Annotated in this window: 14 protein-coding genes and 2 pseudogenes; 7 read left to right on the forward strand and 9 right to left on the reverse strand. The window is 58.3% G+C overall.

Annotated features, from left to right (window positions below):
* Positions 1–9: 9 nt before the first annotated feature.
* From RYC18_RS12915 to RYC18_RS12925, 3 genes are read right to left on the reverse strand one after another with little or no spacing between them, the layout of a single operon-like run.
* Positions 10–2,292 carry a TonB-dependent receptor gene (locus RYC18_RS12915; RefSeq protein ID WP_057404065.1) on the reverse strand — a complete coding sequence of 761 codons (2,283 nt, stop codon included), beginning with the start codon at positions 2,290–2,292 and terminating at the stop codon, positions 10–12.
* Between the two features lie 20 nt (positions 2,293–2,312).
* Positions 2,313–3,068: an energy transducer TonB gene (locus tag RYC18_RS12920; RefSeq protein WP_316886203.1), complete on the reverse strand. Its 756-nt coding sequence runs from the start codon at positions 3,066–3,068 to the stop codon at positions 2,313–2,315.
* Positions 3,069–3,070: 2 nt separating this feature from the next.
* Positions 3,071–3,478 carry a biopolymer transporter ExbD gene (locus RYC18_RS12925; RefSeq protein ID WP_316886204.1) on the reverse strand — a complete coding sequence of 136 codons (408 nt, stop codon included), beginning with the start codon at positions 3,476–3,478 and terminating at the stop codon, positions 3,071–3,073.
* Between the two features lie 188 nt (positions 3,479–3,666).
* On the opposite strand from RYC18_RS12925, the gene RYC18_RS12930 reads away from it, so the two are divergent.
* From RYC18_RS12930 to ycaC, 3 genes are all read left to right on the forward strand, one after another.
* Positions 3,667–4,230, forward strand: coding sequence for a GNAT family N-acetyltransferase (locus RYC18_RS12930; protein WP_005746488.1), 564 nt, complete (start codon positions 3,667–3,669; stop codon positions 4,228–4,230).
* A complete protein-coding gene (locus tag RYC18_RS12935) occupies positions 4,227–5,795 on the forward strand; it encodes an alkaline phosphatase D family protein (protein WP_316886205.1) in 1,569 nt (522 codons plus the stop codon). Before RYC18_RS12930 ends, RYC18_RS12935 begins: the two co-directional genes overlap by 4 nt.
* A 154-nt stretch (positions 5,796–5,949) precedes the next feature.
* Positions 5,950–6,576, forward strand: a complete 627-nt coding sequence (ycaC, locus tag RYC18_RS12940) for an isochorismate family cysteine hydrolase YcaC (RefSeq protein WP_057404061.1) — start codon at positions 5,950–5,952, stop codon at positions 6,574–6,576.
* Between the two features lie 10 nt (positions 6,577–6,586).
* Here the strand turns inward: ycaC and RYC18_RS12945 are convergent, their stop codons facing one another.
* The 4 genes and pseudogenes from RYC18_RS12945 to RYC18_RS26515 all read right to left on the reverse strand — a co-directional run.
* Complete coding sequence (locus RYC18_RS12945; RefSeq protein WP_057404060.1) at positions 6,587–7,447, reverse strand: SH3 domain-containing protein; 861 nt, start codon at positions 7,445–7,447, stop codon at positions 6,587–6,589.
* 25 nt (positions 7,448–7,472) lie between these two features.
* On the reverse strand, positions 7,473–8,738 hold the full coding sequence (locus RYC18_RS12950; protein WP_316886206.1) for a hypothetical protein: 1,266 nt from the start codon (positions 8,736–8,738) through the stop codon (positions 7,473–7,475).
* A gap of 174 nt (positions 8,739–8,912) precedes the next feature.
* Positions 8,913–9,467, reverse strand: a complete 555-nt coding sequence (locus RYC18_RS26510; RefSeq protein ID WP_369812071.1) for a methyl-accepting chemotaxis protein — start codon at positions 9,465–9,467, stop codon at positions 8,913–8,915.
* A 42-nt stretch (positions 9,468–9,509) separates the two neighbouring features.
* Positions 9,510–10,226: pseudogene (locus tag RYC18_RS26515) on the reverse strand (PAS domain-containing protein); the annotation flags it as partial.
* 258 nt (positions 10,227–10,484) lie between these two features.
* Between RYC18_RS26515 and RYC18_RS12960 the strand changes: the two are divergent.
* The gene (locus RYC18_RS12960) at positions 10,485–11,678 is read left to right on the forward strand and encodes a diguanylate cyclase (protein ID WP_057404058.1); all 1,194 of its coding nucleotides are present in this window, start codon (positions 10,485–10,487) and stop codon (positions 11,676–11,678) included.
* A gap of 83 nt (positions 11,679–11,761) precedes the next feature.
* Positions 11,762–12,199, forward strand: a complete 438-nt coding sequence (locus RYC18_RS12965; protein ID WP_005746480.1) for a GNAT family N-acetyltransferase — start codon at positions 11,762–11,764, stop codon at positions 12,197–12,199.
* A gap of 8 nt (positions 12,200–12,207) precedes the next feature.
* Here RYC18_RS12965 and RYC18_RS26520 read toward each other — a convergent pair whose 3' ends face one another.
* Both RYC18_RS26520 and RYC18_RS26525 read right to left on the reverse strand, forming a co-directional pair.
* Positions 12,208–13,092: a methyl-accepting chemotaxis protein gene (locus RYC18_RS26520; RefSeq protein WP_404944462.1), complete on the reverse strand. Its 885-nt coding sequence runs from the start codon at positions 13,090–13,092 to the stop codon at positions 12,208–12,210.
* A pseudogene (locus RYC18_RS26525) lies at positions 13,066–13,848 on the reverse strand (MCP four helix bundle domain-containing protein); the annotation flags it as partial. The gene RYC18_RS26520 and the pseudogene RYC18_RS26525, both read right to left, overlap by 27 nt.
* 264 nt (positions 13,849–14,112) lie before the next feature.
* Here RYC18_RS26525 and RYC18_RS12975 point away from each other — a divergent pair.
* Positions 14,113–16,122, forward strand: a complete 2,010-nt coding sequence (locus RYC18_RS12975; RefSeq protein WP_005758755.1) for an alkaline phosphatase D family protein — start codon at positions 14,113–14,115, stop codon at positions 16,120–16,122.
* Positions 16,123–16,209: 87 nt separating this feature from the next.
* Positions 16,210–16,929, forward strand: coding sequence for a phosphatidylcholine synthase (pcsA, locus tag RYC18_RS12980; protein WP_002552093.1), 720 nt, complete (start codon positions 16,210–16,212; stop codon positions 16,927–16,929).
* Positions 16,930–16,936 lie beyond the last annotated feature (7 nt).

The following is a 16,936-nucleotide window of genomic DNA, read 5'->3' on the forward strand; positions in this document are numbered from 1 at the left end:
CAATGAAGATTAGAAATTGGCTTCAAGAGAAACGGTAACGGTACGCTCGACGCCGACGATGTACGCCGGGTCGCCATCGCGGAAGCCGCTGTATGTACCTGCGTTGGTCTTGGTGGTGTACACGCCGTCCAGGTACTCCTTGTCGAACAGGTTGTCGACGTTCAGACGCAAGGTGGCATCCTTGACGATTTTCTTGTCCACCGGCAGATAGATGCCCGCGCCCAGATTGAAGATGGTGCGCCCCGGAATGCTTTCGTCATTGGTCAGGTCGCCATACAGCTTGCTGGTGAACTTGGCTCCGAAGGTGCCGTAATAACTGCCGTCGTCGTAGCCGATGTTGGCGGCCAGCATGTTCTTCGGCACGTTGGCAAACTGCTTGCCGCTGGTAGGCAGCTCGATGGCGGCGCCGTTATTGAAAACGGTCAGGTCATCCTTCTGTTTGGCGCGGGTGTAGGTGTACGAGGTGTAGTAATTGAAATGGTGCGGCAGCAGGCCGCTCCACTCCAGTTCAAGCCCGCTGTTATCGACTGCACCGGCATTGATGTCGGCAAAGTCACCATTGATGTCTCTCGATGACACCTGACGGTCCTTGAACTGCATGTAGAACAGGGTGGCGGCCAGCGTCATGTCCTGTTCGGTAAAGCGCCAGCCCAGTTCGTGGTTCCAGCTGGTCTCCGGCTTGCTGTTGATGGAACCGGTGCCTGGGTCATAAAGGACGTAGTTCTGCGGTATGCGCATGTTGCGCGACAGGCTGTAGAACAACTGGTCACGCTCATCCAGCTGATACTTGAGGCCTACGTTCGGCAGCAGCTTGTTGTAGGTCTGGTCACGTTTTTCCGGCCGCTCGGTAAGGCTGCCGTGGTTATTGCCTTCACGCTCGACATTCATGTAGGCCAGGCCGCCGATCAGCGTCCAGTCCGGGGCGAAATACCAGGTGTCCTGAGCCCATACTTTTTGTGCAGGCGTCACGGTATAGCGATCACGGCCCTGGATCTCATTGCCGTTGGCATCGACCATGTAATCCGAGTCTGGCCAGATGCTTTCTGGCTTGCCGTTGCTCTTCAGGCGAATGAAAGGCTGAGTCTGCAACTGACGCGCGCGCTCATACCAGTAGCCGACTTGCACGCTGTGCTCGTCGTTGACATCCCAATTGAGCTTGGTGGTGATCCCCGGACGCCAGGTCTGGGTGCGCGAAGGTCGGTAATACACGCCGGTGGTCGATGAGCCATCAGCGTTATAAGCGGCAGCCGTCGGCAAGTTGCTCAGGTCGAATACACCGTTCTGATTCGAGCCGCGATTGAGCGCATAGGAGGAACTGTTTACTCCGCTGCCGTTACCCCAGAAGTAATAGGGGATGACTGAAAGCGCCAGATTGTCGGCCAGTTTGAATTGGGTATTAAGCACGGCGGTGAACGTCTGGAACGGGTTTTGCGCCAGTTCGTAATAACTGGACAGCTTGCCGTTGCTGCCCAGCGCGGGAGTCGAAGGATAGGGGTCAAACTTGCGCCCGTTCTGCTGGAACTGGCTCTTGGTGAGCTGGCTGTAGCTGTTGTTATCCTGCTCGTGGTACTTGAGGATCAGGTTGGCCGTATTGCCCGAGCCCATGTCGAAGAAGCTGTTCCACTCCACCTTGTCAGCGCGCACGGCACCGTCACCGCGCCATTTCTGACCTTCGGTATGAGACATCGACAGCCAGTTGCTCAGCCCGTTGATTTCGCCGGTATTGAGCCGCGCAAAGGTCTTGTAAGTGCCATTGCTGCCCGCCACCTGCTTGACGAACGCGCCGGTTTCCTTGGTGGGCCGAATGGTCACAATGCCGATGTTGCCGCCGCTGGAACCGATGTGCGGGCCGTCACTCTCGGCAGAGCCCTGGGTGACGAAGATCTGATCGATGTTTTCCGGGTCGCCCAGCAGGTTGGAATACAGTGCATAGTTGCCGGAGTCGTTGATCGGCATGCCATCTACCGACATGCCGACCTGATCGGAGTTGAGGCCGCGCATGGTAAAGCGAAAGCCCGACAGGCCGGTGGCATCTTCACTGGAGATATTCAGGCCCGGCGTGTACTTGAGTTTATCGATCGCGTTACCTGTTGCGGTCTGCTTGTCGAGCGCCTCCTTGGTTACTGTGGAGCGCGCCTTGATGCTCTCCTCCTGAACCATATAGCCACCGCCCACCGTCGCCTTCCCTTGTACGCCAATGGTGCCAACGTCACTGGCACTCGAATCAGCCATGGCCATGCCTTGGCTCATGCCAGCGGCGACCAACGCAAGGTGAATTCTGGAAAACTTCATCACTCTGTTCCTTGTCAGTGCTATTGCACGCTGTAGTTGAAGGTGGCGGTGAAGCGCTGTTCGCTACGCCCGCCGAAGGCTTGTTCGGGAAACGGTTTGACTTGCTTGATGCGTCGCAGACTGTTGGCTGCCGCGCGGTTGAGCAGCATGCTGGACGCCTGGGTCTGAATGCCGGAGTCCAGCACTCGCCCCTGGCGATCAACCAATAACCACACCACGACCTCGCCGCTCGGGCGCTCCAGCGAGGCCTGGCGTCCGGTCGGGTACTGTTTGTAGCCATCCAGATCGTTACGCAGCCCTTTGAGGTAGCCGCCTTCGAGGCCCTGCGTGTCTACTTTCGGCTGCGCCGGTGGCTGAGGCGGCGCGACGGCAGCGCTGGCCACAGGCTTACTGGGGGCCTGGACCGGCTCGGCGGGCTTTACTACCGCCGGGGCTGGCTTGGGTACAGGTTCTGGGCGCGGCTTGGGCTTGGGCACGGGCTTGGGGACAGGTTTAGGCATGGGCTTGGGCGGTGGCGGAGCAGGCTCGGCGTCTTCGCTTTCCACCACGGGCGGCGGTGGTGGCGGCTCTTCAGGCTGAACCAGAAGCGGCTCGGGCGGCACCACGGGCTCTGGCGCTGGAGGCTCGGGCTCGATCAACGCCAGCTCCACGGCTGACTGGTCATAAACCGGCTCTACCTTAAGGGCCCGCGTTTGCACGCCCATCACAATCACGATGAGCGCCACCAGCGCTGGCAGGCCTGCGAGCCACTGACGTACACGAAACAGGACATACATGGTCAGGATTTACGCGTGGCAATGGAAACCGAGGTAAAGCCACCCAGACGCAAGGTGTCCATGATCTCGACCAGACGTGCGACCTCAACGCCCTTGTCGCTGTTGACGATAATGGTGGTTTTAGTATCGGGCTTTTCCAGCGCCTTCAAGGTAGGCACCAGAGACTCAACTGTGGTCGCCTTGCCATCAAGCTGTAATTCGCCGTTGAGGCCCAGGGTCAGGATCGATTTGTTCTGCGGCTTGAGCTGCTGTGAACTGCTGGCGCTCGGCAGCTGGGTTTTCATCCCCAGAGCCGGAATCACGTTCAGGCTGACCAGTACGAAAAAAACCAGCAGAAACATCATCACGTCGATCATCGGGATCAGTTCGATGTGCGCCTTGCGTTTTTTAGGTTCGTCCCACGTTCTCATACCATCCGCCCTTCTTGTCAGAGGCCGAGAATCTAGCAACCGAATATGACCGATCAGTTAGGTTTACATGACTGTTACATGGCCTTTGTAAGCTCTTTTGATGGCACTAAAATGTTTCTCGCAGCCGTCATAAAAACGCCATGGAAACGCGGCAATTCTTAAGTATTCAACTCAACGGAAAACCCGGGATGCGTCTCGATATGCCCAGTATCCGCACCTCACGACTATTGCTCTGCCCGTTGCGAGCCGAGCAGGCCAGCGCCTTGTCGCGACTGGCTGACGACCCCGTGATTGCGAACATGACGGCCACAGTCCCCTCGCCCCATACCCTGGAGCATGCACAGGCTTTCATTGCCGATGCACCGGAACAATTCGCCGCTGGACGAACATTGAGCCTGGGGGTTCATGCCCAGGAAACCGGGGAACTGACCGGGGTCGTCTCACTGCGCCTGTCAACCTCGCATCGCAGCGGCAACCTGGGTTACTGGATCGGTGCCGATTACCGAAATCAGGGCTACACCAGCGAGGCGGTGCAGGGTTTGCTGATGCATGGCTTCACCGTCATGAACCTCAACCGCATCGCCGGTCAGTGCTTTGCTGACAACATGGCCAGCGCCAGGGTGCTGGAGAAGTGCGGACTGTCGTATGAAGGCTGTATGAAAGAAGCATTTTTGAAGAACGGTGTTTTCAAAGACATGTTGCTGTTCGGGCTGTTGCGCTCGCAGTACGAACCAGCAGAGGCCGCGCAATGACTGACTTCAATCAGGATCGCCGACGCATCATTACCGGCGTGGCCGGTGCCACGCTGCTATCGATCCTCAGCCCGTTTGCCCGCAGCGCGGGTGTCGATTATCCGTTCACGCTGGGCGTGGCATCCGGCGACCCGCTGCCTGACGGCTTCGTGATCTGGACACGCCTGGCGCCACAGGTGATGACAGCCACGGGCGATGGCGGCCTGAAAAAACCCGTCGAAGTGCGCTGGAAAATCGCCAGCGATGCAGCGATGACTCGTGTAGTACGTACAGGACAAGCGACCGCCCAACCGCGCTTTGCCCATTCGGTACATGTTGAAGTGGGCGGTTTGCAGCCTGGACGTCCCTACTGGTATCAGTTCGAAAGTCTGGGCGCGCAAAGCGCCGTGGGTCAGGCCTGCACTGCGCCGCTGGCAACCGCCATGGTCTCGGCACGGTTCGGCTTCGTGTCATGTTCGCATTGGGAGGCGGGATATTTCAGCGCCTACAGGCACCTGGCTGCAGAGCGACCTGACATGGTGTTCTTTCTGGGTGATTACATCTACGAGTCAGACGCATCTGAAAGGAACCGGGCTCCACGCTACCACGCTACGCCTGAACCAATGGACCTGGCGGGCTATCGCAACCGATACGCCCAGTACAAGACTGACCCGGACCTGCAAGCGCTGCATGCCTGCGCGCCGAGCGTGGCCACCTGGGACGATCACGAAGTACAGAATGACTACGCCGCGCAGTGGTCCCAGGACCCGAACGTTCCGGTGGACAGTTTTCTGCGTCGCAGAGCCGCCGCTTATCAAGCGTTTTACGAGCACATGCCCTTGCGCGCGAGCAGCTTGCCCAAAGGACCGGACATGCGTATTTACCGGAACCTGGACTATGGCCGCCTGGCGCGCTTCCATGTACTCGACGGTCGGCAGTATCGTTCCGAACAGGCGTGCATCCAGGCCAACGGCAGCCGCCGAGGCTACGTAGCGCCCAGAGACTGTCCGGATCTGAGTGATCCGAAACGCACCATGCTCGGCTGGGAACAGGAAGCCTGGCTGGACCGCAGCTTCGCTGAATCACCTGGACAATGGAATATCATTGCCCAGGACTTGCTGGTCGCTCCACTGGAACAGCGCAATCTCAAAACGCAGGCGCTGGGCCACTGGACCGACGGCTGGGACGGCTACGCGGCGACCCGCGAGCGCATGCTGGCATCCCTGCAACGCCAGCAGACCCGCAACCCGGTGTTCTGGGGTGGCGATATCCATTCGTTCTGGACCACCGACCTGCATGCCGATGCGGGCAATCCGGATTCCGCCGTCGTCGCCACTGAATTCGTCGGCACCTCGGTGACATCCGGCGGACCGCCATTCGACGCCTTCAACAGCATTCTGGGGCTCAACCCCCAGGTGAAATTCTTTGACAGCCGCCAGCGTGGCTATGTGGCGGTGGACCTCAGTGAGCAGCAGATGCTGACCCGCTTCCAGGTGGTGTCGGATGTGCTCGACCCCGCTGCCAGTGTGTCGACGCTCAAACGCTTTGCGGTGGAGGCTGGCAAGGCCGGGGCGGTTTCTGGGTAGGCGATTCGTAGGGAGGGCAGCACTTGGGACAGTATTGTCCACTGTGAAGAGACAGTAAAACGCGCGTCAGGCGCTTTTTCCCTTTCCGGTGAGCTACTAATCTGAACCCACGTTGAACGCCACACCTCACCTACCCAAACGAAAGGACTTGACCATGAAAAACGCCCCTTACAGCCGCCTGAACAAAGATGACGCCATCGTGCTGCTGATCGATCATCAGACAGGCCTGATCTCGCTGGTACAGGACTTCACGCCGAACGAGTTCAAGAATAACGTCCTGGCCCTGGCTGACCTGGCCCGCTTCTTCGAACTGCCGACCATCCTCACCACCAGTTTCGAACAAGGCCCCAACGGCCCGCTGGTGCCGGAACTCAAGGCCATGTTCCCCGATGCGCCATACATCGCCCGTCCAGGCCAGATCAACGCCTGGGACAACGAAGATTTTGTAAAGGCAATCAAGGCGACCGGCCGCAAGCAGTTGATCATCGCCGGGGTCGTGACTGATGTGTGCGTGACCTTTCCGACCCTGTCGGCACTGGCTGAAGGCTTTGAAGTGTTCGTGGTCACCGATGCATCCGGCACCTTCAACGCTACTGTCCAGCAAGCCGCCTGGTCGCGTATGACCCAGGCAGGTGCGCAGTTGATGAACTGGTTCTCGGTGGCCTGTGAGCTCCAAGGTGACTGGCGCAACGATATCGAAGGGCTGGGCAACCTGCTGTCCGAGCGGATCCCGAACTACCGTAACCTGATGAACAGCTATTCGGCGCTGACTGCCCGGTAGAGGCCCTGCTTCAAATCAACTCCCACGTATCATTGGCCTGCCTGCAGAATGTGTTGTCCTGCTTTTCAGTGGTGCCACCGTTGGCTTCCAGGCTTACAGAAAGCGGTCGACAAGTAGTCTCGGCCGATGTTTTGCCGGAGGGCAAGGAAGAGATTGAGCCCAGATCGAATGCTTCAGTCTCTTTGCTGGCCGCTACGTTCATATCATCGAACCTGACTGCAGCAAGCCTCTTTCTGGTGTCGGCATCGGACTGCGTCATCACGTAGTCCTTGTGCACGTAGCCCACGGTCACACCTTTGCGCCCTACCAGAATCCAGTCACCGGTAGAGCCTACGGCAGTGAATTGCGTATTGCCCGGCAGGCTGCCCACCTTGTCAGCACTCATGTTCGGTGCAGAACGCACATTGAGGGTAGACCGGGTGACATAGGGTTGATTGATCAGCTTCATCGACGGCACGCCCTGAATGTTGGGCGTACGTTTGACATCAATGGTCCGGACCGCCTTGAACTCCGGGCCTGGCGTGATCCGGGCGCTGGCATTGGAGTGATCGGAACGCCAGATGGCAGTGGGCTGTGCCACAGGGGTTGCGGGCTGACTCAGAACTTCCTGAGTGCGCAGCGCCAGTGCCTGTTTATCTCTGTCGTCGAGTAACTGACCGATGCGGTTACCGATATAGCCGCCGATGCCTGCAACGATCAGCGCGGCTGCGATCTGGCCGTTGCCCTTGCCCATCGTTGCACCGACCGCCAGACCGGCAATACCGCCGATCACAGTGCCCGCCTGTTCCTTGCTGATGCCCATCTGCGCGCATCCGGTGACTGAGGTGGCGATGCTTACCGCCAGAATTGATGCAACGAGCTTCTTGCGCACGGGGCTTACTCCCTTTTGAAACGTTTCACTCGGCGTTGAGCAGAGGTCTGGTCAAGTTGTACAACATGGCTTCTGCAGACATTGCCCAATGAAAGACACCGGCCATGAGGGTCGGGCCGGCCTCGATGTCCTTGAACGCAGTGCGATAGCCTGGCGATTGAATGATTGCGTTGCCGGCGAGCAGTGGAACCACCACGATCAGGACCACCGATGCTGCTCTGACGGCGACAAGCCTCTTCTGCATGAAGGCGCGCTGCTCGACGGTCGACAACAGCAGCCCGACGATATTGAGCGCTCCCATGAAAAGACCGCTCAGCAACGACCAGGGTACGAACCACATGTTTTTGAGGACGCTCAGGCTCTGAGCGCCATGCACATCAGTGCGCGCGACGTCGCTGGCCATGTTGCTGGCGATGCCATTGAGGTACGTGTTGAACTGACTGGGCGTGGCAAGCAGGTCCATTCCCTCTACGTAGAGCGGGCCCAGGACCTGACGCGCCATGCCGCGCACCTGCGCAGTATTGGCCATCGCCTGACGGGTACGCAGGCCTGAAGGCATCGCCAACGCGTAGTCTTCGGCGCTCGGCGGGTCCTGTTGCAGGGCTGCGTTCGGGAGCGCAAGCGGTTTGCGTTTATTGCCCGCTACGCCAGAGCGCCGCAAGGCTTCTACCTTTGCGTATTCACGGGCGATATCGTCAAAGACCGGGAGGACTTCCGCTTGCAGCCGGCTGTAGAGCCGATCGGCGTTGCGTCGGGTATAGCCCTTGAAGACGGTTTGGGCGAAGCCCTGAAAATTGTGGCCAATCTGCTCGACGTACGAGCCCTGAACACTCATGAGTACGCCAAGATTGGCGATGAAGGCCTTGCCCTCGCCCTTGTCGCGATATTCCTGATAGGGAATGCCGGGTATCTGCACCGAATCGTAGAGCAGGCCTTTTTTCGTCACGTAGGCGTAAAGGCTGTAAACCCGCAGATCGGCAGGAAACGCTTCAGCAATCGCGTCCGGGACCACACCCTGAACCCACCAGGTCAGCGGGGCCAGTACCACGGTACTGAGCAGGATGGAGCGCATGAGATGCTGCTGATGTCCCCATTTCCCATGAGCCCAGATACACAGGCGCCAGGCCGCCAGGCACACGCTCACTGCGGCAAGGCTCTGCCCGTATATTTCCAGCGCCTGCAGGTTTTTGAGGGGAATATCGGCGCCTGCCTTGTTCAACAACTCTGCGTTGAACAGCAAGCCACCGATCAGGCAAAGGGCATTGAGAACGGTAAGTACAGCAAGCAGCATCCAACCAATCCTTGTCAGAGTGGAACCAGTGATTCACAACACTAGAGTACGAAGGTGATCACTGACCAACTGCGGCGCATTCTGCCTGCCGTCCAAAAATGATGCCAGAGCTATCAGGTGTTGCCGGTCGTCCATGCCCTGCAACACCTGAAATACCGACAGTGAAGTCAGCCGCTACTTCAACTGATTGGCAAACCGACCCACTGCGCCTACCACCTGTTTGGCCCCTTCCTGAATCTCGACGATCACCGCGCCGGCCTCGTTGGCCAGCAAAAGACCCTGTTCCGCCTGAGTGCGGCTGTTGGCCATGCCGCGTACCGCCTCATCGGCCAGCGACTGGTTTTGCTGCACGACGCTGACGATCTCTTCGGTCGCGGCGCTGGTGCGGCCGGCCAGTTGGCGGACTTCATCGGCGACCACGGCAAAGCCCCTGCCCTGCTCACCGGCGCGCGCGGCCTCGATGGCGGCATTGAGCGCCAGCAGATTGGTCTGCTGGGCAATGCCGCCGATGGTCTGCACGATGGAGCTGATCAACAGGGACTGCTTGCCCAGTGCTTCGATGCCTGAGGAAGCCGACTGCATCTCTTCGGATATCTTGCGCATGGTCTGCACAGTGTTCTGCACCACATCCGCGCCGCGCTGGGCGCTGACGTCGGTCTGCTGGGAGATTTCAAACGCCACGCTGGCCGCCTGGCTGACTTCATCTTCGCGGGCGACCTGATCGGTCACCAGCGTGGCGAACTTGACGACCTTGTAGAGTTTGCCCTGAGCATCATGAACCGGGTTGTAAGTAGCCTCCAGCCAGACCTCACGCCCGCTGCTGTCGATACGCTTGAAGCGCCCTGCGACGAACTCGCCGCGGTTGAGCATCGCCCAGAACTCCCGGTACGGTGCCAGTGAAGTTTCAGCCGGATCACAGAACATGCTGTGGTGCTTGCCCTTGATCTGCGCCAGGTTGTAACCCATGCCACGCAGAAACTGGTCATTGGCCGTGAGCACGTGGCCGCCAAGATCGAACTCGATCACGGCGGTAGAGCGCAGCAATGCCTGAATGAACGCAGAGTTCTCGGCAGCGGTCTCGACGGTCTGGGTGATGTCCGACCCGTAGCATTGCAAGGTCACCAGTTTGCCCTGGTCATCCAGAACCGGCTGCCACATTGCACGAATCCACACCAGACTGCCGTTGGCATGCAGAAAACGGTAGTTGTCGATCACCGACTCGCCTTTCTGCACCGCCAACTTGAGGTTACGGTAGCAATCGAGTTGTTTGACGTAGGACGGCACCATCTGGTCCAGATCCTTGCCCAGCAACTGGTCGGCAGAATAACCAAGCGCCCTCAGGAAATTGTCATTGGCATGGACGATATGGTTGTTGGCGTCCAGACTCAGCGACACCATCCGCGCGTCCATCCCTTTCTGCATTTGCCGATACATAGATAACTCGGCGTGTTGTGCCTGTAATTCCTTTTTCAAGCGAGTGTTGAACATGACGGCACCAGTAGTGGGTTGTACGTATGTATCGGCCTAAGCGTAGACGGGATTAAGGCGTTTCGTCTGATGATGGCAGATTGAATTGATGCGTGTTGCCCAGCGGCATATACCCGCCTCCTGCCCCCCTTGCAGTCGCTCAGCCAGTGCCTACAGGAACCGCCGGTCGCCTTCAGGACACACACACTACACGCTGATAGCACTAAGACATCATTCGTGATGTCCTAATCTCTCTCGATGTTAATGTACCGGTGTCACATGCTCGTTTCTGCCCTTGAACGCCCCAATCCTGAAGATGCACAACTCCTTGCGGAGGTAGAGCAGACGATTACTTCAGGTGTGGGTGCGTTGCGCTTCAGCCGTGTGCTTGAGCAACGCTACCAGGCGGAAACCAGACCACAGCGGCGCGAATTCCTGACGGCGGTGGGGATTGGTGGCAGCCTGATCTACAACCTGTTTCTGATCAGTGACTGGTTGATTCTGCGGGATGTGTTTGTCTACGTGGCGCTGGGGCGTCTGTGCCTGATAACGCCGATGTTTATTGTGCTGTTAGTGCTGGCGCAGCGCTTTTCCACTCGCTGGGCAATGGAAACGACCGCTGCGACCGCGACGGTACTGTGCTCGCTCATGCCCATGCTGGTGATGATTCACAGTCAGAGCCCGTATCAAATCTTTTATCAACTGGGCATGCTGTTGATCATGGTCTATTGCACCATGATCCAGCAATTGCCCCTGCGCCATGCAGCCGTCGCGATGTCATGCATGCTGATCATCCAGCTGGTGACAACCTACATTGCCAATTTCGCAGACTTTGTGATCTGGCAGGCCAATGCAGTGCTGTTCGTCTCCACGGTAGCGCTGCTGTTAATGGCTTCGTATTTTCTGGAACGCGCCAGCCGCATGAGCTATCTGTTCGCGCTTCGCGGACGCCTGCTGCAAGTGCAGTTGATGGAGTTCGCACGCACCGATGGTTTGACCCGCCTGTTCAATCGACGCTATCAGGACGAAGTGATGACCTCGGTTTGGGAACGCGCGCGTAAAACACCGGCGGACGTGGCCATCATCCTTCTGGACATCGATCACTTCAAATCCTACAACGACAACTATGGGCATCCACAAGGTGATACCTGCCTCAAGTTGCTCTGTCAGAAAATCCAGCAAAGCGCACATGAAAACGGTGCCGTGGCGTTTCGTTTTGGCGGTGAAGAGGTTCTGGTTTTAATGAATGGCGATGCCGGACAGGCCAGAGAAATGGCCGACGTCCTGCAGGCCGCTGTCGCGGCGCTCAAGTTGCCGCACCCGGTGCTGGGCGAAAGCGCGTTCGTTACTGTAAGCCTGGGGGTCGCGTGTGCAACCGCGCCGCAGACCACTGCCGACCATCTGATCAGCGCTGCTGACAATGCCCTCTACGCCGCCAAGCGCGCCGGACGTAACTGTGTTTGCTTTGCGTGAAATGACGCTTTGCAGGGCCTGGCTTTACCCCACATCCAGGCCGCTTTAAGCTCGTCGCGCAAACCAAGGCCAGGAGCCAGCGCATGAGCGTTCACATTGACGTCAACAGTAACCCTACAGAAGAAGATCGCCTGGCGATTCTGGAACCCCTGAAGCGCTTTAACGCCGAGCAGGCGGGTGACGGTAAGGCCGAGAAGGTGGCAATGTTTATTCGCGATGATCAGACCCGGGAAGTTCTCGGCGGCCTGCACGCGCGCATTTTTTATCAGTGGTTGTTTATCGAGTTGCTGGTCGTGCCGGAACAAACCCGGGGCCAGGGCATGGGCTCACGCCTGATGCAGATGGCCGAGGATCTGGCCGTCGAGAAGGGCTGTGTCGGGATTTGGCTGGATACCTTCGACTTCCAGGCTCCGGATTTCTATCGCCGCCACGGTTACTCCGAGTTCGGGCAGATTGACGACTATCCGCCCGGCAGCAAGCGCTTCTTTTTCCAGAAGCGCCTGCCGGTAACTGCGTCCTGACGCTTGTGTCAGACCTTGAACTTGCCTACCAGATTGTTGAAGGAAATCGCCAGACGAGACAGCTCCTGACTTGAAGCGCTGGTCTGGTGAGCGCCAGCAGCGGTCTGGGTGGATAGGTCCTGAATGTTGATCAGATTGCGATCCACCTCGCGCGCAACGTGGGACTGCTCTTCGGACGCGGTAGCAATCAGCATGTTGCGATCGTTGATTTCGGCAATGCTCTGCGCAATGCGCTCCAGCGACTGGCCGGTGGCCTGAGCCAGGGATTGAGTATTGCTGGCGAGGGTACGGCTGTTACCCATGGCCCGCACAGCCTGATCGGCACTGGCCTGCACGCTGCCTATCATGGTTTCGATTTCACCTGTGGACGCCTGAGTACGAGCGGCAAGCGCACGTACTTCGTCGGCCACCACGGCAAAGCCGCGGCCCTGCTCACCGGCGCGCGCAGCCTCGATGGCGGCGTTGAGGGCCAGCAGGTTGGTCTGTTCGGCGATACCACGGATCACGTCCAGCACCTGACCAATCTCACGAACCCGCCCGGCAAGCTCTTCAACCATTGAGGTGGAGCTGCTGATCTCGGCGCTGACGTTGTTGATCGCACTGACCGCATCACGCGCCTGATCACGCCCGGTAGCCGCTTCGGTACTGGTCCGCTTTGAGGCGTCAGAGGTAGACATGGCGTTACGCGCCACTTCTTCGACCGCAGCGGTCATTTCGGTGACCGCCGTGGCAGCCAATTGAATCTCGTCGTTCTGTCGCGTCAGGCCACGGCTGCCTTCTTCGGTAACGGCATTGAGTTCTTCAGCAGCCGAAGCAAGCTGGTCGGCAGCGCTGGAGATCTGTCCGATGGTGCTCTTCAGGCTGTTCTGCATATCACTGAGCGCCGTAAGCATCAGGCCTGCTTCATCCCGGTGAGTGCTGACGATCGGCTGGGTCAGATCGCCACCGGCAATGCGCTGCGCACTGACAAGGGCAGAGGAAATGGGCGAACTGATCACACGACTGATAAACAGTGCCAAAAGGAAGGCGGCCACGAAGGCAATGCCGATCCCCATATACAGATTGAGATTGGCCGCTGATTCTGTTTTTTCAGCGGCGATTGCACCTTCACCTATCTGACGGTTGTTGGAGCCGACCATGATGTACAACTCGTCCACCACGGTCAGATAGGCCTTGCGAACGTCGCCTTCGATCAGCGCCCTCGCGGCTGCAACGTCTCCGGAAAGGACAACAGCCACAGCACGATCAACCAGCGTCTGATAGACGGGCCAGTCCTTGTCCATCTTATCGCCTGCAGCGCGCTCGTCATCTTCAAGCGGTGTTGCACGATAGGTCGCATAAGCTTTTTCTGCTTCTGCGCGATTGTTTTTCATACTGGCGAGAACTTCATCCTTCACGCTTTGTGGCGCGTTGCTGGCAGTGACCGAAAGCAAGCGATACAAATCACGATTCTGCTCGACAACATTGATGGTGGCCTCGTTGGTTTTCGACACCGACACCAGGTTGTTGGAGAACGCAAGTTTCAGGTTGCTGGCGAGCTCACCGATCCCCCGGCTGGCAACCATGCCCACCGCGAGGGTGATAACCGCGCAGAGTGCAAATGAGATAAACAGCTTGGTGGAAAGCTTGGCGTTGTAGAACCAGTTCATGGAGAAATCTCTAGTTTTAACAGCTGACTGAGGCTGGGCTGCGGTGCTCGAGGACCGGCAGTTTCAGGCTCTGTATAAAGCGTCTATCGGCAGCATCGAGCGCCACTGAAGTGACATTCATCCGATTGACCGCCAAGGGCTCAGGGCTAACGGCGCAATGCTTTGAAACAGGCTGAAGGTCGCAGCCCAGCGGTGTAACAAGAACTTTCCGCACTGACTGCGTTAGTATTTCCCGCCTACGATCAGTCAGAGCCATGAATCAGGATGCCGTCTTCGCCCGCCGAAAAACGTCCGTTACCATCCATTCTTGTCGGCCCGCTGTTACGCCGCCAGGAAGCCGGCCGCCTGGTACTGTGGCTGGTGGGCTCGCGCCCGCTCAAGCTGATACTGCGTCTGCGTCATGGCGTTGAGAATGCAGCAGATGACTTCAACGACCATTCACTGACCGATCAGCAATGCCAGATCGTCGCGGTAGGTCGCCACGCATTCATTCACCTGATCGACCTGCAACTGGAGGCAGAACTGCCCCTGGACACCAGGATCGATTACGACCTTTTGGTAGATGGCCAACCTGGCGGTATCGCCGAGTGGGCGCCGCACCTGCTGTACGACGGTGCCCGTTATCCGAATTTCGTGGTGCGCAGCAGCATTGATCAGCTCTTGCATGGCTCGTGTCGCAAGCCACATCACAGCGCGGCCGAGGGTCTGCTCTGCGTGGATCGCCTGTTGGCCGACAACCAGGACCCGTTGCAACGCCCTGCGCTGTTGATGATGAGCGGCGATCAGATCTACGCCGACGATGTCGCCGGGCCGATGCTGCGCGCCATTCATGTGCTGATCGAACGGCTGGGGTTGTTCGATGAGCAACTCGACGGTGCTGTTGTCGACGACAGCACCAGCCTTTATGCGCACCCGGCCAGCTATTACCAGCGTGCCGACCTGCTACCCGCCCTGAAAAGCAACGACACGCTGCGTGAGCGGTTCTTTGGTGGCACCAGCAAGCCGGTATTTACCAGCAGCACTGCGGATAACCATTTGGTCACTCTGGCGGAAGTGGTGGCGATGTACCTGCTGGTCTGGTCACCCACGCCCTGGACCCTGATCGAGCCAGGCAAGCCGCATCTGGAAGCCGACGAAGTCGAGCGTTATGCCAGAGAGCAGCAACTGGTCGAGGATTTCACTGCGGGGCTTGAGGGCGTGGCGCGTGCGATGGCTCACCTGCCGTGCATGATGATTTTTGACGACCATGACATCACCGATGACTGGAACCTGTCGGCAAACTGGGAAGAAACCGCGTACGGCCATCCCTTCTCGAAACGCATCATCGGCAATGCCCTGCTCGCCTATCTGCTCTGCCAGGGCTGGGGTAACAATCCCGACGCACTCAACGACCTGGTCCGGCAGGTACATGAATTGAGTGCAGCGGCTGTGCGCAAGGATAACTGGCTGGACAGCACGGCCCAGGACGCGCTGATCGATCAGTTGCTGAAGTTTCAACAGTGGCATTACGTTCTGCCGACCAGCCCGGCGCTGGTGGTACTGGATACGCGCACCCGGCGCTGGCGCAGCGAATCGAATTTCAATCACCCGTCCGGCCTGCTGGACTGGGAAGCACTCAGTGAACTGCAACAGGAACTGATCGACCATAAATCGGCGATTATCGTGTCACCTGCCCCCGTGTTCGGCGTCAAGTTGATTGAGGCGATACAGCGTGTCTTCAGTTGGTGCGGCTACCCGTTGCTGGTCGATGCGGAAAACTGGATGGCGCATCGTGGCGCAGCCAACGTCATTCTGAACATCTTTCGCCATTCCAGAACCCCGGGCAATTACGTGATCCTGTCGGGTGATGTGCATTACTCGTTCGTCTACGAAATCCTGATCCGGCAGCGCAGTGGCGGGCCTCACATCTGGCAAATCACCAGCAGTGGCATCAAGAATGAATTCCCCCGTCGTCTGCTGGACACTTTTGATCGGCTGAATCGCTGGTTATACTCTCCCCGCTCACCTCTTAACTGGTTCACCAAGCGCCGCCTGATGAAGGTTGTTCCGCGCACGCCCGAGCACAGCAAGGCCGGTGAACGCTTATGGAACTCGGCAGGTGTCGGTCAGGTAATGTTCAATGAACAGGGCCAGCCGACCCTGATCAACCAACTCAATGCCAACGGTGACGCGCCTACCTGTTTCGTCGAACCGCAAGATTCCAGAGACGAGCGGTCTGACACAGATCGTGGTTTTCTGGAAAGTAACCGGGAAACAAGGGATAGTCACCGCTAAACTTATCGGCAATTGCCGGGTCGATAGTTGCTACCGGTCAGGTTTGCGGCACACCCTGGCAAGCATTATTTCCTGGAGAGCGCCCCCGTGATAACCAATCAACGCATAGCCAGACTCAACGCCTGGGGCGCGCATGGCTTCACCGCCACCGGCGTCGTCCTTGCGTTCCTGGCTACCATTGCCTTGTTCAACAACGAACCCAAAGCATGCCTGCTGTGGCTGGGCGCCGCCCTGATCGTGGATGGCGTAGACGGCTCACTGGCTCGCAAGGTCAATACCACCTCGGTACTGCCGCACTTCGATGGCTCGGTGCTGGACCTGGTCATCGACTACCTGACCTACGTGTTCATTCCGGCACTGTTCATCTATCGCTACATACCAGTGCCGGATTACACGTTGCTGCTCAGCGTATCGGTGATTCTGGTGTCGTCGCTGTTCTGCTTCTGCAACGTCGACATGAAAAGCAAGGACAACTACTTTCAGGGCTTTCCCGCGGCATGGAACGTAGTTGCCCTGTGCCTTTACATTCTGTCGCCCGCGCCGTGGCTGACGTTCATCACCATCATCGCCTTGGCATTGCTGACCCTGACGCGCATGAAGTTTCTGCACCCGTTTCGTGTGCGTCGTTTCATGCCGATCAACATCGCAGTCACCACCGTGTGGTTGTTGTCCAGCGCGCTGCTGATCATCAACCACCCACACAACGGTCCTGTGGTCATGGGGCTGTGGCTGGCGATGTCGGCGTATTTTCTCGGAATTTGTGTCTGGAGAACGTCGCTGGAGTGGCTGGGACGGCTTAAAGCCTGACGCCGAG

The sequence above is a fragment of the Pseudomonas syringae group sp. 247E2 genome, from assembly GCF_032587795.1.
Classification (GTDB): Bacteria; Pseudomonadota; Gammaproteobacteria; order Pseudomonadales; family Pseudomonadaceae; genus Aquipseudomonas; species Aquipseudomonas amygdali.

Coding starts and splice junctions, on each gene's coding strand:
- RYC18_RS12915 (WP_057404065.1), bottom strand. CDS start 2,292: ATGAAGTTTTCCAGAATTCACCTTGCGTTGGTCGCCGCTGGCATGAGC.
- RYC18_RS12920 (WP_316886203.1), bottom strand. CDS start 3,068: ATGTATGTCCTGTTTCGTGTACGTCAGTGGCTCGCAGGCCTGCCAGCG.
- RYC18_RS12925 (WP_316886204.1), bottom strand. CDS start 3,478: ATGAGAACGTGGGACGAACCTAAAAAACGCAAGGCGCACATCGAACTG.
- RYC18_RS12930 (WP_005746488.1), top strand. CDS start 3,667: ATGCGTCTCGATATGCCCAGTATCCGCACCTCACGACTATTGCTCTGC.
- RYC18_RS12935 (WP_316886205.1), top strand. CDS start 4,227: ATGACTGACTTCAATCAGGATCGCCGACGCATCATTACCGGCGTGGCC.
- ycaC (WP_057404061.1), top strand. CDS start 5,950: ATGAAAAACGCCCCTTACAGCCGCCTGAACAAAGATGACGCCATCGTG.
- RYC18_RS12950 (WP_316886206.1), bottom strand. CDS start 8,738: ATGCTGCTTGCTGTACTTACCGTTCTCAATGCCCTTTGCCTGATCGGT.
- RYC18_RS12960 (WP_057404058.1), top strand. CDS start 10,485: ATGCTCGTTTCTGCCCTTGAACGCCCCAATCCTGAAGATGCACAACTC.
- RYC18_RS12965 (WP_005746480.1), top strand. CDS start 11,762: ATGAGCGTTCACATTGACGTCAACAGTAACCCTACAGAAGAAGATCGC.
- RYC18_RS26520 (WP_404944462.1), bottom strand. CDS start 13,092: ATGCTTACGGCGCTCAGTGATATGCAGAACAGCCTGAAGAGCACCATC.
- RYC18_RS12975 (WP_005758755.1), top strand. CDS start 14,113: ATGCCGTCTTCGCCCGCCGAAAAACGTCCGTTACCATCCATTCTTGTC.